Genomic DNA, 15,491 nt, shown 5'->3' on the forward strand with positions numbered 1-15,491 from the left:
TGCAAAATCGGAACTATAAACTAAAGCTCCCCGCCCCATACATTTATAAACTTTTAATTGAGCTTGTTTTTTTAACCACAGCAAATTTATAACTGGATTTTTTACTAAACTACTATAAAAGTATTTTAACTTACCATTAAAGTATTTTACTTCGCCCAATTTCGATTAGGTTCTGCAAATTTAAAATTACACTATTAATATGTGAGAACTCTTTTAAGCAAATGTCAAAATGAATACAGAATTAGAGTATTCACAAACTTTGCATACACATGATTTATCTGCTGGCCCCGGGCACTATCGGTCAATTGCTTAGATCATCAGGTTTTCATTTGTGATGCATAGCTGTTGTGTGTGAGCCAGGTCTGTGCATTTTCTTTTTGTAAAACAACTTCAAAAATTATACTTTTTGCGTAGCTGAAAATACTTTACAGGTAAGTGCGCGTTGAAACGAAATTCTACTTTTGCGTTCAATTTCGAGCCTATTTATTATGGCATTCATTAGTAATACCATAAAACTGAACAAATCTTTAATCTTTTAAATCTGAATTGTTATGAAAAATATTTTTTATATTGTAATCTCAGTGGTATTCTTTGCCAGCTGTGATGATGATTCCCTAGTAGCTAGTGGCAGGAGCGCAACTGAGACTCGTGCTCTTGAAAGTTTTAACAAATTAAACATCAATGCCGCAAGAGACATTAAGGTCGTGTACTCAGATCAAACAGGAATTACCCTTACAGGTAGCGACAACCTGTTAAGTCACTTGCGCTCCAGTGTTAGGAACGAACAGCTTGACCTTTATTATGACCAGGATCAGATCAATCATGACGATCTGGAAATTACCATTACACTTCCTTATTTTAAAGAGTTGCGAATAAATGGCAGGCGTCAACTAACAACGTATGGTTCCTTTGATTATACTGATAATATCAACATAACTAGTAATGGTGAAAATGAAATGGAATCCGTTGATGATTTTGCTGCTGGAAATCTCAATATAAGCCTGACAGGTGCTGGAAAAGCAGACTTCCGGAGATTGTCCGGATCTAATGCGAAGGCTTCGATAATCGGCGGAGGAACTATTTATTTAAAAGCGGAACAATCCCTGACCGCTCAAATACATGGCAGTGGACAGATATACTACGCTGGCCATCCTCAGATAACCTCCGATATCACCGGCACAGGTTCAATCTGGTCATTGTAGCTCGTATTTTACATACTTACGCTTATCGTGCAGCAGCACCTTGGAGCAGATACCTTTCAGTTAAGCTTAAAGCTAAAGAAAGGATTGCTGCGAAGCTTTTCAAGAGAAGTGGGTTAAAGTCCGCATAGGTTCTATACTCTGAAAGGAATTTGCGAAACAATCACCCTACGGAAAGTAACCCGCGAATTAAACTTGCTGAACTGGTATATCTAACAGGGCTTCTATGACCAGGCCCACTTATTAGGATTTAAATAACATACCCATTAAGGCCCAAAGAGTTTTGTACTATAATTTTGAAAAGTTAAATTTCATACAATTTTCGATTGATCCAAAAAACGAAATTTGCCAAAAATTAAATATTTATGAGAAAAGTAATCCTTTATATCGCAACAAGTCTAGACGGCTACATTGCCCAGCCAAATGACGACCTTAGTTTTCTTTCCATTGTAGAACAAGAGGGGCAAGATTATGGCTACGCGGACTTCATAAAAACTGTAGACGCAGTCATTGTTGGACGAAAAACCTACGACAAGGTAATTTCTATGGGCTTTGACTTTCCACATGCCGACAAGGATGCCTACATTATCACAAGAACGTCAAGACCAAATATAGGTAACATAAAGTTTTATACAGGCGGCCTTAAAGCGCTTGTCGAAGAACTTAAATTAAAGAATGGAAAAAATATATTCTGTGACGGTGGAGCAGAAATTGTAAACGAACTCCTGAAATCCGACCTCATTGACGAGTTTATTATTTCTATCATACCAATCCTGGCCGGCAATGGGACAAAACTATTCACGGACGGCAGACCTGAACAAAAAATAGAATTTGTTTCAGTCAAATCCTTCGAGAAAGGTTTAACACAACTTCATTACAAGCGTGCAGTCCAATAACCAAATAAATCTAAGACAAGAATCCCGAACTGCTGACACGGGTTTGGCAAAAGTTGCGGTTCAGTGGTTAGCAGACATATACTAGTTAATCAAAGATTGGCTGTGCATCAACTTCCATGATGAAAACCGCCAAACCGCCACTTTCCCCAAGCCGAAAACCTAAGCAGCAAGCTATGAGACAGAACGACACATAAACCCTGACGACAAACAGCATTAATTTCATTCTTGTTCGGCAGTTTTATGTGGACTTTATCTCTTAATTTCACAGCCAACATGTAGCAATTCAATTGATAAATTAGCATTAAAGACTTATTCCCAGGCTGGCAAGCATCTTGCACGGATACGCAGACAAAATCAATAAAGCATTTCTAAAACAATCACGATGTATTTAACCTAGATATTCTATCGCGCGTATGAAGGCCGAAGGAGATATATTCAAAGGTGCACTGCAGAAAGGCATCGACATGAAAAAAGCGCTGGCTAAAGCACAGAGCATCTTTTTTTGAGAAATTCACAGATTAGCTGCAATTGATAAAAGCAGAACTGGAAATAAATTATAAACGGGAGATTATGAAAACAGCATATTTTTTGACCGGATCCTGTAACGATCAGGATAATGATTTTGAACTCAAAATCACCATAGCTGACAACCCAGAAAATGACAACCAGGATACTTCGAGCTTACTGATATTTCATCTGAAAACAAGCTGCTATGGCAGGCTTTGAAACCCGCTTTATTAGCGGCACTGAATGCGGTGGATGACTTTATAAATGAAAACAAAATTAATGCTGTACAGCAAGATATTGACGTCACCTGTCCGTGATCATGAAGTGGACAAGGAACTGGAAGGATTTATTTTAAACAGGCTGGAATTGATCAGGTCTGCCTGTAATAATGAGCATTTACCGTACTGATGAGAAGGCCTTAAATTAATATAACAGCAGATCGGCAAAACATTGCGCTGCTGTATTTACCCATACCAAAGTCCAGGATGGCTGCAGGCAGCAAAACTCATTCAATGTATTTAATTTTAGCTTTAGCAAACTCGTCCAAAATTTGCTGCACGGATTGTTCCACAGCTCTGGCGATCAAGGTAGACTGCAGCAGGTAATTATAAACGTAATCAAATACGGTTTTTTGAGTTTCATCCAATTTCCTTAGTGGATTTTCCTGAATAGAAGCTGCAAAAGTATCTTCCAAATGTATTTTCAAATCCTTTTCAAATTGTTCTAGTAATTCTTTCATTTTTTTTGAAATTTATTATATGTTACGTTCCAAAGTACAATGGAATTTAAAAAATAGTTTCAATCACCAGGTACTTTAATGGAACTATCGTACCATGTTACTCCAGCATCAGTATCATCAATGTATCTTAAAATTCGCTAAAATGTTAAGTCTGACTCAGCACTAGCCCCGATAGAAGTGGAAATCCTTTTGTGACGGGTTTCGGCACAAAAGAGTGGAACGTATAGCGGGAAAAGCTCCTAAAAAATAATATTTAATGATCTCTAACTGCTTTTTTAGTACCACATACATAATCTAAAAGCGCCTCTTCATTGATAAGGCGCTTTTTTGTAATGCTTTTTACAGAATTTTAAGCCCCTTACTTAAAAATCGATATACTGTCCTCAAGCTTTTCCCTTGCAATATATGCCGTAATGAATTCCCGAACCTCACTGTCAGTTTCGGTCCAAATGTCAAATGAATTGATATGGAAATCCTCGTCCTGATCCACAATGTGGATGATCTCGGTGTAGCCCTTTGAGATCAGACTGCCTTTTAATTTAATAATACTTGACTGCTGTCTGCCGTCCAGCTCTTTTCGAACCTTCAACTTCATCCCCTTTTCCATGGCCTGTAATTTAAAATAGTATGTTTTGGTATTTCCTATTAAATATAAAAATTATAAAATAATATTTAGTTTAAGGTCGGAAATTTAACCTGCCTCAAATATTCAAAGTGACAGTATGGGCTGTGAGTCTAGTTTACTTTTTTTACAGTGAAATATAAATGTAATCCCAAATACATCACAATACTTGGAAAAATACCTGTAAACAAAGACAAAAATAAATTACTAAGATCTGAAAGTCCGGTTTTGGAAACCTGGTAAAATAGCAGGGAGCCGTAGGGTTCTTTCCCTTTAAAGAGAGCCTGGGCCAGATTCCAGCTGAAGTGCATTCCCAGGGCAAGCCATATAGTGCCGGATTTAATAAAAGCACCTGCCCATACATAACCTGCTAATCCGGTAATAATAAAAATATACATCATCGGTACGATACCCGCTCCAAACAATTCATAGGAAAACCAATGATAAAATCCGAAACAAAGTGCTGAAAATATTCTGGCAGTTTTTGCATTTATAGTCTTTGCCAGCAAGTAAAGCAGAAAACCGCGGAAAACAAGTTCTTCCGTTAAAGCCGCAATAAAATAATAACGTGCTGCTGCTCCTAACAGAAAGAAATCAACAGGCTCCTTTATTTTCCATCTTATAAGGCGTATTGCGCTGTCGATCCATATAGTGGAAAAGCATAATACTGCGACCAGCACCATACTGATAATAAAATACAGCATCCTTTTCCTGGCAGGTAAGATGCCCAGTACATCCCACTGTTTTCCATACATAAGAAAAGCAATTACAGAAGATAAAACGAATAAAAGTGCTACTCCCAACATATCGTAATAAATTTATTGAATTAATACGGCAAACTTATATTTTTGTTTAATAAAATAGTGACGTCAAACACAAATGGCGTTTAAATGACATGTACAATTATGCAGTATGATAAAATTAAAATCGGTGAATCTGTTAAATCACAAAGGCTGGCAAAGGGATGGACGCAGCATCATCTCTCGCATATTAGCGGCATAGGCCTGCGGTCAATCCAAAGGATAGAGAATGGAGAGGTCGATGCGCGGATGTACACCCTTAAGATACTGCAGGAAAAACTCAATTTTCAATTCAATGAAACTCATTTAAAACCTTCCCCGTCCCCGCTCGATTACAAAGAAAAAAAAATCGGCCGCAGCCGGGTTGGAAAAATTGTATTATCTTACGCAACCGGCATCATAATAGTAATTTTAGCGGGAATATTTCTGACCCGCTCGGCCGCTTTCCCGGAAACAAACTTTGAATCCTTTATATTTATAAGCAGTATAATAACTTTATTCAGCTTTATGCTATTTTATATTTGGAGAAAATAAGTTTGTAATGGAATTCATTTTTTTTCCAAAAAAATTATAAGTTATTTTTTAAAATAGTTCATAAACGGGTTTTAATGTAGACCGTTTTAACACAGAAAGTAAAGGCTGTCTTTTTTTTAGAATTGAATACAATACCAAACTAACTGCTTTTTGAAATGAAACCCCGAGCGGTACAGCCAAACCAAATTCACAAAGCCGCTAAGGACAAACACTAAATGCAGTAAGCGACTTTTTCAGATCATCCAGAACTTGTTGCGCGACTGAGGCAAAATGCTGATTTATTTCTCATAAAAAACTGATTTGAATTTAAATGCAGTATCGGTGCATTAAGCTTCAAAATTAACTTAAGACACTGTAATAAAATACCGCGTAAAACTTAATGTCGAAACATTACTATGCTTATTATTGCTATATTTGCATGATAGCGCGCCAGCGGCACCATTCGGATTAAAAAGCTGGCCAAACAGTCAAAACCAATATGTCATTTCCTCCGGATGTACAATATACTCAAAAACCATATAGCCAAGTTCGCACAGGTCTCAGACAATGACTTTGAGCAGATCAAAAAATACTTCAACATAAAAGAAACGTGTAAAAAAGAAAATCTGCTAAAGGAGGGACAGATCTGCCGGCATCATTATTTTGTTTTGGAAGGCCTGCTTAGAAAGTTTTATATTAATGAGAAAGGCACCGAGCAGACCACTGATAAATGTTGTTCTTAAAAATTCAAAGTATGGCACATTTACAAATGAAGATGGCTATTTTGAACTTAGCAGAATAAGAGAAAATAATTATACACTTCAAGTATCTTTAACAGGTTATGAAACTTCTGAACAAGAACTTACTGTAGAGAACGGAAAAACAACTACAATAAATGTGCAACTGAAAGTCTCTAATAAAGAGCTGGAAGAAGTGGTCATTAATAATAGAAAAAGTTTAATTTCTAAGAAAACTACTTACGTAGCGAGAATGCCACTTAAAAACATTGAAAATCCACAAGTCTATAATGTTATCCATAAAGAATTGATTCAGGAGCAGGTTGTTATTGATATTGCAGGTGCTGTCTTATAAAACTGCTTTAAAGCCAAATCTGGAAAGAAATGGTTCTCTCATTAGCCATGTCAATCCGAAATAATTCAGGAATCCCAAAATTATGCAACCAATTTACAGAATGATTTGAACATGCTTATTCCTAGGTTAAGCATCTGATTTTTTCTTAACATGTGCAGAACTTCAATTCCTGCCCAGGTTCTTCTGGCAGACGCAAAACTTTTAAAACCCAAACCGTTTTGTATCCGCTACTTTATGAAACGATGGTCCTGTTCCACCATATTGTTGAGATTTTTTTGCACTGCCGGATTTTAATCTTTGAGAATGACCGTTTGTTATAAACCCATATTGCGCTGTTTTAGAGCCGCTTGTGTCTATATCCATTACTGTTGGCTGGTAATTATTTTTTATCGCTTTATCAGGAATGACTGTGCACTCATCCTTTTTCTTCTTCTGGTCAAAAGAAAATCCACCGTATTACCACATTTATCAACAGCCCGATACAAATAAAACCAGATACCTTTTACTTTTATATAAGTATCACGCATTGCCAGCTGGCCCCGACTCTGCTCTTTCCTTTTTTCATCTGAGATTCAACCATTGGAGTAAATTTAAATACCCAACGTTGGATCGTCGCGTGATCAACTGCTATTCCACGCATTTTCATTATTTCCTCAATATCCCTGTAGCTCAATGTAAATCTCAACTTGAAATAAACAGCCTGCAAAATAATGGCTTTGGGATAATAATGACCTCTCGTATTCATAAAATATATTTTGAACGTCTAAAGATATTATTTATTAAACAGATGCGACAGAACCCAGCGAATGACCCAGCCCAGTAAACTATAGTGAATGATACCTAGTTGCAGCACTCCAAAACTTATGCCGGTCCGCATATTTTAAGCTCGCGATAAAACAATTTATATCGCTTATTAGACGAATATCGGATCACAATTGTATCGTCAAAATCTTTATAGGCAAAATCCAACAGGTACTTTCTGAAATCCCCTGGCAGTTCCGGTATAAGAAATACTTTCATAATTTTGCCGCGCGTGTTTGTAAGCTCCGGATAGTTGAGTTTTTCAATAAGTGCCTCTTCATATATCATAAATTAATTTTTAGGTGATAAGAATAGGCGTAAAAAAGAAATAGGATGCCAGGTACCATGATTTGCACACTGGGAGGGAGTAGGTAAAATTAGAGGAGTCGGAACTTCTTCTTGCAATGCTCTGTGAGCTGCCAGTCTATTTCCAGTACTGCTGCTAAAAAGGTTTTCAGTACATCAAAGCTGTTGGGCTTTAGGGCGTAAAAGTTTGCTCCTAGCTCCAGCGCTTTCTCAATATTTTCGGGATCATTACTGGTAGAAAGTATAATAATATTAATTTCCTTGGCACTTCCTTCCTTTTTGCGTATCTCTTCCAGACATTCCAGCCCTGACTTTCCGGGCATATTAATATCCAGAAACAATATCGCCGGGATAGGATCCGATATGGTGCTGAGTATGTGCATCAGGTGCATGCCGTCCCCTGCTTGGGTAAGGATCACCGAGGGATCAACTTCCCTCAGCGCTTCGACAAAGAGTTCGCGGTCGTCTTCATCGTCGTCGGCCAGGTATATATAACGGGCAGATTTTTGTTTTTCTAGTGACATCGTGCTATTTTTTTTGTAAAACATAAAACAAGAATTTAAAAATGTGCAAATGTTTATACAAGTATATAAGTAACTGAAATCGATAAACAACCGAATTATAACCTTAACGGTTATGAATACTAAAGGTACTCTTTTATTTAAGAAAAGTAGGGTAAAAAAGTTTAAAAAAAAAATTCTTTAGCAAGGTTATCAATAGTACTCCTGATCCGGTTGATACCCATTAACTATAGCCAAACCATACAACCTGACAACGGTCGGTTCTAACTTTTATATTAGGATTGCCTATGCATTCAGTACAAGACGCAATATTTCCCTTAGCGCCTCGAAGCTCCCGGGTTTTGAGATAAACTGATCCGTGTCATTTACCAGTGAGAGCTGTTCGGCTGCGGCCTTCGAATAGGAAGAATACAGTACAACGGGAATATCCCTGAAACGTTCATGGTCTTGCAGTTTTTCGCGAAGATCCTGCCCGTTTATTGACGGCATATTCAAATCAAGGAATATTATCTCGGGCAGACTCTCAGCCCGTTGAAGGAGCTCTAAAGCCTGTAACGGATTGCTTTCAAAGCGGAACCGTATGCCGGCGTTTAGGGATTGCACTGCTTCGGCGAACAATTCGCCGTCATCTTTATCATCATCGATTAACCATATATTTCGGTACATAATAAAACATTTTGACTGTCGTACGACTGTCCGTTGGCGTATAATTTCTCAATAGGAAAGTTAAGAGTAACTTTAAAGTACCGGATCGACAATGGACTTTAGGAACACTCCGGTGTCTGGTGCCTGATTCAGTACGGCATAAAATTAAATATTCTCCATGATGCACTTTTACATAAATCCTGCCAGCAGTTACAAAATATAAACGACTGATTTAAAAATATCTAAGATCTGCCTGCTCAATAATCGAACCCTAAAAATTAAATCGCTGATCAGCTCTTATTTTTAGACTGCAATTTTTACGATCGGCATGCAGTTGCACCGTTTAAAGTCCAAAAATCCTGATAAATTATCCAAAACGGCATTAGATTAATAGATTTACCATTACCTTTATGCTTTCAACAACGTAGAGTATATAAGTGGAACAGACTAATTGCGATCAAGCGAGATTGCAATTCTACTACACGAATGCAGACAACATAAAAAGCAGGTCATGAATAAAAAAGGAGCTATTATCATTATAGAAGACGATCTGGACGATCAGGATCTTTTTAGGACGGTATTTGAAGAACTGGACTATAAAAACCAGATTCTGTTTTTCGGCGACGGCCAAGAGGCGCTTACACATCTCAAAGAAAGCAGGGATGAACCCTTTATTGTTTTTTCGGACATTAATATGCCTAAATTAAACGGTATAGAACTCAGAAATCAGATAATCGAGAATGAGAGCATCCGTTTAAAGACCATACCCTACCTGTTTTTCACCACAAGTGCCGCACAGCAGGATGTTATTAATGCCTACTCTAAATCAATCCAGGGATTCTTTGTAAAGCCGTCGGATTTTGAAGAACTAAAAGATACCGTCCAAACCATTGTAAAGTACTGGCAAAAATGTGTATCACCCAATTATGTATCGTGAAGCATTCTTATTCTTACCTGACCTTTAGCCGGGCAAGCGAACGTTATCGAGACACAAGGACCTGCATTAGAGGGATTGCTGTATTTAAAAAACCAAAGTAAGACCGTAAATACCATTCTAATATAAACTTTTTGAAGCATCGGTTGTGGTGGACATTCTCTGTAGAGTGGACAGAGACGCTAAATCGGCGCCTTTTCTGGAGCTTGCCCCCGCATTTCTGCTCATATGGTTCAGCATATTTTACCTGCAACCTAAAAAAAATTTACTGCACGTTATCGGTATTCTATCCCGACAATTTTTGCCCGATTTCCATTGTATCTCACAAATCGTTCTAATCCTGCGGATTTGATCCAGTCCAGGAGTTCGGACTTTATAAAATAAAGCTTCTTGCCGTGTTTGTTAACCGGGATCTCATTGCGGCATACCTTGGAATAGATGGTCGCCACGGAAAGATCAACCAGTTTGGACGCCTGTAGTATGGTAAGAAACTCCGGATCAGGACAACAAATGGCCACTGGAGAATCCCCATTTACACGATGGACTTCCTATACGGATCACTTACATTATCCGGTCCAGAAAATCTTTAGTAATGGGTTTCACCTGAAAAGAGACCACATTTTTATCCGCATCCGATCGGGCAATGTCCTGCTTATCAATTGTGGAGGACACAATATAAGTCCTGATTTCGTTTTTTAAAGAGGCGTCAAATTTGTCGTACTCTGCCAGAAATTCAAACCCCGACATTAAAGGCATATAGATATCCACAAAGATCACGTCGGGAAGCAAGGCTTTTTCATCCTGATGATCTTTCAGATATTTAAGGGCCTCTTCTGCAGAGGTATAAAGCAAAACATTGCTGCCAAAATTGTTTTTCGAAACCATCCGTGATGTGATATACAAATCGACACTATTGTCATCTATTATCATTACGGTATCAAATTTTGCCCCAGATGCTGCACTCATAGTTTTAAATTTTTTAGTGTGATAGTAAATGTTGTCCCAATGCCTTCTTCAGACTGTATTTCTATGGAACCCTCAAGTAATTCCAAAGCATCCTTTACGATATAAAGTCCAATGCCCGAACCGCTTTTTTTGACTGAAAGGCGAAAAAACATCTCATATATCCTTTGATGGTATTGTGGGGCAATACCCATTCCGTTGTCTGCAATGCTGAACTCAAAGCCTTTATTATCTGAATATCCGGTAATTTTTATAAATCTCCCGGGCTCTTCTTTTCTGTGGTATTTGATGGCATTGGAAATGAGGTTCTCCAAAACCGTGTTCAAACGCAGGCTGTCAGAGTAGAAAGGCTCTTTTTCCGTGATGTCAACTTGATAGTGAATACCTCTTGCGTCGGGCAGATCCTTCATCGAATCCACGATCTCCACTATGGTTTGCTGAAGCGGAATTTTTTCCACTTCAAGGCCTGCACGGTTATTTCGCGAATAGCTTAAAATGTTTTTAATGAACTCATCCAGGCGATTGACGCTAGTGCGTATCAGCCCGACATGAAAAAGCGTGTCATCCTCCTGGCTTTCTGACTCAATGAAAGCCAATAGTCCTAAAATAGAAGTAAGGGGAGAGCGCAGGTCATGGGATACACTGTATACAAATTTATCCAGTTCTGCATTGGTTTTGATCAGGTCGCGGTTTCTTTTTTCGAGATTTACTTCTGCTTTTATGCGGTCGGTGATGTCATGGGATAGGATTAACCTTGCCGGGGATCCTTCGTATTTAATATCGTGCGCCACGATTTCCACAGGAATAATAGTACCGTCTTTTTTCAGGTGGTTCCATTTTCCGCGATTGTAATTCGATCCGTTAATCTTGGAGGGATCGCTCGATTTTATAAAATGATCCCGATCATCAAATGGCCGTATGTCCAGAGCGGTCATAGCAAGGAATTCTTTGCGGCTGTACCCGTACTGAAGTACCGCCATTTTGTTTACATCCAGGAATTTAAAAGTCTTTAAGTCAATCACCCACATCGACATGGGATTGTTATCAAAGAGATGCCGGTATTATTTCTCGCTTTTCCTTAACTCGTGCCGTGCGAGTCTTACCTCTGTAAGGTCAGCCAGTACAATCACAGCTCCTGTTATCTCGCCCTGATCATTACGAAAAGGGACAGGGTAAGGCAGCACATTACGCTTGTCACCGTTAGGACGTTCAATAACTATCTCCCTGCCCAGACTGGGCTGTTCTCCCTCCAGGTCTGCAATGAGCGTACCTAAACTATATGGTTTGTATATGCTCTTATTATTATAAATATTCCACGAATCGTACCATAAATCCTTCCCTATTTCCGGCTCTCTTCCCCAAAGCGCGGCTGCGGCTTTATTATAGGTCAGGATCCGCCCTTCAGCATCACAGGAATAGGTGGCCACGGGTGATTTCTGAATTAGATCCCGGTACATCTTTTCGCGTTCTTCAATTTTTTTTCTCGATATAACCTGCTCTGTTACATCATTGGCAAAGAAAAGGATGCCGTCCACCTGGTTATCAACATCTCGGTGCGCCTGATAGATAAAGTTCAGATAAGCATCCGTTAAGGTACCATTGCCCTGTCGATCCAATTGAATACGCATTTCATTGGCCGAAAAGGGTTCTCCTGTTTTATAGACCTGATCCAATATCTCGAAAATTCCCTGCGAGCCCAGTTCCGGCAATACTTCTCTTACCGTTTTTCCAATAATATCCTTTCTACCGATTAATTGTAAAAAAAGCTCGTTTGCCAGTTCATAAACGTGGTTGGGTCCTTTTATAATCCCCATAGAGGATGGTGCCTGCGAATACAGATTGTGAAAACGCCGCCTTTCTATCTCAAATGCTTTTTCAATGTTTTTTTTCGAGGTAATATCCCTTCCGATACCATAACTCACTTTATACTGTTCGTCATAGCTCACAGACCAGAGCAGGCAGACCGAACTGCCATTTTTATGCAGGAATCTTTTCTCAGGTATATTGGACTGTTCGCTTTTTACCGCACTGTCGGCCATCTCAGGCCCGCAACAATCTTCCTTAAAGAGCAAGTCCTTGTATTGTTTACCGATGAGTTCGTGGATCTTGTAGCCCAAAATGTTCTCAAACGCGCTGTTCACATACAATAACCTGCCCTTTTCATCGAGACAGCAAACCATATCCATCGTCAGGTCCAACATTTTGGCGAAGTCCAATGAAGGCCGCTCAGGAATAATTACCGCATTTGGACTTTCATTATATAAAACAGCTTTAACACTAGCAGGTAAAAGATTCAGGTTCTCTTTTAGAATTACATCATAAGCCCCGATACGGACCAGCGTAATTGCTTTTTCCACCGTAATGGCCTGGGCGATAAAAATAAAAGGGATATGTGGAGCCAATTGCTTTTTGATGCTGAAAAACGATGCACCCTTCGCTCCCTCCAGCGTATAAGTGCAGATAATCAGGTGAGGCTTAAAATGGTGAATGGCTGTTGTAAATTCCTCTACGGAGCCGACAATTTCCGTAATACAGGTCACGCCACCGTTTGATAGTTCCTGGCCAATTAACCCAGCCTGGACGGGATACCGCTCGACAATTAATATTTTTGTTTCCATAGCCATTCCCTTTTAATTCCAGTACTTATCAGCACAATTTATCTCTGTTTTTAATTTTCTGGAGAATCCCCTGGGCCATTTGGCAAGCAGAAAACAACACTTGACAGTTGCCTAAACAGCGGTACAAAAGTGTATTGATGCGCTTAAGATAATACAGACTATCCTCAAAATGACTATTTATCCAGCTTGCCCCTAACCCAGCGCAGTGCTGGTTTTCTCTAAAATCTCGATTCACTAAAAGTAATGGAGTAAGGAGCATCGAGTAAAAAAACATATGGAGGTTCCTAAATTTAAAACTTTTATTTGTTCGTTCCTTAAATATATAAAATTGTATCATATTATCTTTTATATTTTAATTGATTTTTTACAGATTTTGCACTTATAGCGAAGCTGGGGTTGGATTGAAATTGGAATTGGGTACTACAGGTTGCGCAAGTTATATTCCGGATACCGGAGTTTCCAATACATACTTAGGGAACCTTCTATTTCGGACTTAAATGGCAAATCGTTGACCGTAAAAGCACCTTTCTGTTAGTATGAACGAACCGGTGGGCAGCTGTATTGCGGGGACCGGATCGGCAAACCCGCGCAATTATACTGGCTGCTTCCATTGGAAACGCCGAAGTACGCCAATAGTATCAAAGTGTCTTAGCACAGTTCTCACACTGTGGAAACCCTATTTTACAAGCGGGGCTAGACCTAACCTTATCAGATACGAAATGCCACCCTTTGTATGAGTTTTTTTTTACTGCCCCATAAAACATCATCCTAAGGATTCATTAAGCCATTATATAAAATAGGCTGCCAGTGGCAGCCTATCAATTTCCATGAAGATCTTTCCTTATAGTAACTAAAACAAACAAAGCTTAAAATCCCAATCGTCCAAAAAACAATCTTAAACTGAGCCTGTAAAGCAGACATTCATTAATCTGTATAGGACTTCAATACATGCTTAGCAATTTTAAGACGCCTACAAGAAAGGCATTTTTACAATTTTTCAATGCTTGTACATAATTGCCATATCATAATAATGCGCCTCTCGGGTCCGAAATCAATGGTATTGCTAAGATTGCCCTTTACCAACTACACACGGGTATTTCAGTTAAACATACTAAGGGCGGGGATTGGGACAGTCAACGTGAAAGATTCCTTGAAAGATTGGAGATTTAGATTCGGTGCTCAATGTCTGGTCTTCGAGTTCGCCCAGACCGCTAGAAAACGCACAGATATTTTCGCCACGAATTGTGCGGATCTCGCAAATTTCTTTTGGCACTTGCTATATGCAGGGGATAAAGGAAGCAACTCTACTTCTAAATCCCTTTTTGCGAAAATCTTTGCGCCCTTTGCGGTCAAACCCACTCCAACATTGGAATTGGTCCCTAAGCTTGGTTATTTAATTGAAATTTAAAAAAACTTTGTAACATTTTAATAGTTGTCGTATCAAAAGCATGGATCCGATTATTTATAAACTTAAAAACTATTATAATGAAAAAATATATTGTCTTAATTATCGCATTCTTATTTTCCGCATTGTGCTTAAATGTCTTTGGACAGACAAAATCATATCCGTTTGAAGTGGTAAAGACGGGAAACGGAAAACAATCAATCCTTTTTATTCCGGGGTTTGCTTCTTCCGGAGCAGTGTGGAATGAAACCAAAGCTAATTTCGAAAAAGAATTTACCTGTTATACTTTGACAATGGCTGGATTCGCCGGAGTAAAAGCACAGTCAGATCCTTCATTGGAAAACTGGAAAAATGAAATTGCTGCTTATATCAAAGAAAATAAAATTGAAAAGCCCATTGTAATTGGACACAGTATGGGCGGCGGATTGGCTCTTGCCCTGGCTGCAGATTATCCGGAACTAATAGGGAAAATTGTGGTTGTTGATGCGCTTCCATGTCTTGCGGCTTTAAGTGATCCTTCTTTTAAATCGAAAGAAAATATAGATTGTTCTGCAACTGTAAAGCAAATGACAGAACTTACGGAAAGTCAGTTTTATGATATGCAAAAACAAACGATGCCGAGACTTTTGGCAGATCGGTCTAAATTGGAAATGGTTGTTGACTGGAGTGTAAAATCGGACAGAACTACATTTGGGCAAATGTATTGTGACTTTTTTAATGTCGATTTAAGAGAAAGGATTTCTAAAATAAAATGTCCCTCGTTAATTTTATTAGAAGCCTATTTTATAAATTTAAAGCCGGCAATCGACGGACAATATCAAAACCTGAAAACGGGTAATTTTAAATATGCGTCTAAAGGCCTGCATTTTATAATGTATGATGATACAGCTTGGTATGTGGAGCAGTTACATAATTTTATAAAATCTTAAA

The 15,491-nt window shown here is 38.7% G+C and carries 17 protein-coding genes and 2 pseudogenes; 7 read left to right on the top strand and 12 right to left on the bottom strand.

Going from position 1 to position 15,491, the window contains the following annotated elements:
* Nucleotides 1-551: 551 nt before the first annotated feature.
* The 3 genes from ABEB31_RS00055 to ABEB31_RS00065 all read left to right on the top strand — a co-directional run bounded on the left by ABEB31_RS00055 (nucleotide 552) and on the right by ABEB31_RS00065 (nucleotide 2,821).
* Nucleotides 552-1,202, top strand: a complete 651-nt coding sequence (locus ABEB31_RS00055; RefSeq protein WP_347049145.1) for a GIN domain-containing protein — start codon at nucleotides 552-554, stop codon at nucleotides 1,200-1,202.
* A 362-nt stretch (nucleotides 1,203-1,564) separates the two neighbouring features.
* Nucleotides 1,565-2,095: a dihydrofolate reductase family protein gene (locus ABEB31_RS00060; RefSeq protein WP_347049147.1), complete on the top strand. Its 531-nt coding sequence runs from the start codon at nucleotides 1,565-1,567 to the stop codon at nucleotides 2,093-2,095.
* Nucleotides 2,096-2,665: 570 nt separating this feature from the next.
* A complete protein-coding gene (locus tag ABEB31_RS00065; protein WP_347049149.1) occupies nucleotides 2,666-2,821 on the top strand; it encodes a hypothetical protein in 156 nt (51 codons plus the stop codon).
* A gap of 286 nt (nucleotides 2,822-3,107) precedes the next feature.
* Here the strand turns inward: ABEB31_RS00065 and ABEB31_RS00070 are convergent, their stop codons facing one another.
* The 3 genes from ABEB31_RS00070 to ABEB31_RS00080 form a co-directional block, all read right to left on the bottom strand.
* Nucleotides 3,108-3,341, bottom strand: coding sequence for a hypothetical protein (locus ABEB31_RS00070; protein WP_347049151.1), 234 nt, complete (start codon nucleotides 3,339-3,341; stop codon nucleotides 3,108-3,110).
* A gap of 358 nt (nucleotides 3,342-3,699) precedes the next feature.
* Nucleotides 3,700-3,948 carry a hypothetical protein gene (locus ABEB31_RS00075; protein ID WP_347049153.1) on the bottom strand — a complete coding sequence of 83 codons (249 nt, stop codon included), beginning with the start codon at nucleotides 3,946-3,948 and terminating at the stop codon, nucleotides 3,700-3,702.
* 128 nt (nucleotides 3,949-4,076) lie between these two features.
* A complete protein-coding gene (locus ABEB31_RS00080; RefSeq protein WP_347049155.1) occupies nucleotides 4,077-4,769 on the bottom strand; it encodes a CPBP family intramembrane glutamic endopeptidase in 693 nt (230 codons plus the stop codon).
* 84 nt (nucleotides 4,770-4,853) lie between these two features.
* Here ABEB31_RS00080 and ABEB31_RS00085 point away from each other — a divergent pair, with 84 nt between their 5' ends.
* Nucleotides 4,854-5,297 carry a helix-turn-helix domain-containing protein gene (locus tag ABEB31_RS00085; RefSeq protein WP_347049157.1) on the top strand — a complete coding sequence of 148 codons (444 nt, stop codon included), beginning with the start codon at nucleotides 4,854-4,856 and terminating at the stop codon, nucleotides 5,295-5,297.
* Nucleotides 5,298-5,975: 678 nt separating this feature from the next.
* On the top strand, nucleotides 5,976-6,368 hold the full coding sequence (locus tag ABEB31_RS00090; protein WP_347049159.1) for a carboxypeptidase-like regulatory domain-containing protein: 393 nt from the start codon (nucleotides 5,976-5,978) through the stop codon (nucleotides 6,366-6,368).
* Nucleotides 6,369-6,448: 80 nt separating this feature from the next.
* On the opposite strand, the pseudogene ABEB31_RS21645 reads toward ABEB31_RS00090, so the two are convergent.
* From ABEB31_RS21645 to ABEB31_RS00115, 4 genes and pseudogenes are all read right to left on the bottom strand, one after another.
* A pseudogene (locus ABEB31_RS21645) lies at nucleotides 6,449-7,113 on the bottom strand (IS6 family transposase).
* 116 nt (nucleotides 7,114-7,229) lie between these two features.
* Entirely contained in the window at nucleotides 7,230-7,457 is a 228-nt protein-coding gene (locus ABEB31_RS00105; protein ID WP_347049164.1) for a hypothetical protein, read from the bottom strand.
* 89 nt (nucleotides 7,458-7,546) lie between these two features.
* Entirely contained in the window at nucleotides 7,547-7,999 is a 453-nt protein-coding gene (locus tag ABEB31_RS00110; RefSeq protein ID WP_347049165.1) for a response regulator, read from the bottom strand.
* Nucleotides 8,000-8,281: 282 nt separating this feature from the next.
* On the bottom strand, nucleotides 8,282-8,662 hold the full coding sequence (locus tag ABEB31_RS00115; protein ID WP_347049166.1) for a response regulator: 381 nt from the start codon (nucleotides 8,660-8,662) through the stop codon (nucleotides 8,282-8,284).
* A 490-nt stretch (nucleotides 8,663-9,152) separates the two neighbouring features.
* Here ABEB31_RS00115 and ABEB31_RS00120 point away from each other — a divergent pair, with 490 nt between their 5' ends.
* A complete protein-coding gene (locus tag ABEB31_RS00120) occupies nucleotides 9,153-9,578 on the top strand; it encodes a response regulator (RefSeq protein WP_347049168.1) in 426 nt (141 codons plus the stop codon).
* Between the two features lie 272 nt (nucleotides 9,579-9,850).
* Here ABEB31_RS00120 and ABEB31_RS00125 read toward each other — a convergent pair whose 3' ends face one another.
* The 5 genes and pseudogenes from ABEB31_RS00125 to ABEB31_RS00145 all read right to left on the bottom strand — a co-directional run bounded on the left by ABEB31_RS00125 (nucleotide 9,851) and on the right by ABEB31_RS00145 (nucleotide 13,156).
* Nucleotides 9,851-10,093 (bottom strand): helix-turn-helix domain-containing protein, encoded by a 243-nt coding sequence (locus tag ABEB31_RS00125; protein ID WP_347049169.1) that lies wholly within the window; start codon nucleotides 10,091-10,093, stop codon nucleotides 9,851-9,853.
* A 43-nt stretch (nucleotides 10,094-10,136) separates the two neighbouring features.
* Nucleotides 10,137-10,541 (bottom strand): response regulator, encoded by a 405-nt coding sequence (locus ABEB31_RS00130; RefSeq protein WP_347049171.1) that lies wholly within the window; start codon nucleotides 10,539-10,541, stop codon nucleotides 10,137-10,139.
* A complete protein-coding gene (locus ABEB31_RS00135) occupies nucleotides 10,538-10,948 on the bottom strand; it encodes a sensor histidine kinase (RefSeq protein WP_347050026.1) in 411 nt (136 codons plus the stop codon). Before ABEB31_RS00135 ends, ABEB31_RS00130 begins: the two co-directional genes overlap by 4 nt.
* A 78-nt stretch (nucleotides 10,949-11,026) precedes the next feature.
* Nucleotides 11,027-11,587: pseudogene (locus ABEB31_RS00140) on the bottom strand (PAS domain S-box protein); the annotation flags it as partial.
* A gap of 12 nt (nucleotides 11,588-11,599) precedes the next feature.
* The gene (locus tag ABEB31_RS00145) at nucleotides 11,600-13,156 is read right to left on the bottom strand and encodes a PAS domain S-box protein (protein ID WP_347049173.1); all 1,557 of its coding nucleotides are present in this window, start codon (nucleotides 13,154-13,156) and stop codon (nucleotides 11,600-11,602) included.
* A 1,485-nt stretch (nucleotides 13,157-14,641) separates the two neighbouring features.
* Between ABEB31_RS00145 and ABEB31_RS00150 the strand changes: the two genes are divergently transcribed.
* Nucleotides 14,642-15,490: an alpha/beta hydrolase gene (locus ABEB31_RS00150; protein WP_347049175.1), complete on the top strand. Its 849-nt coding sequence runs from the start codon at nucleotides 14,642-14,644 to the stop codon at nucleotides 15,488-15,490.
* Nucleotide 15,491 lies beyond the last annotated feature (1 nt).

The sequence above is a fragment of the Flavobacterium olei genome (assembly GCF_039749035.1).
GTDB lineage: Bacteria > Bacteroidota > Bacteroidia > Flavobacteriales > Flavobacteriaceae > Flavobacterium > Flavobacterium olei.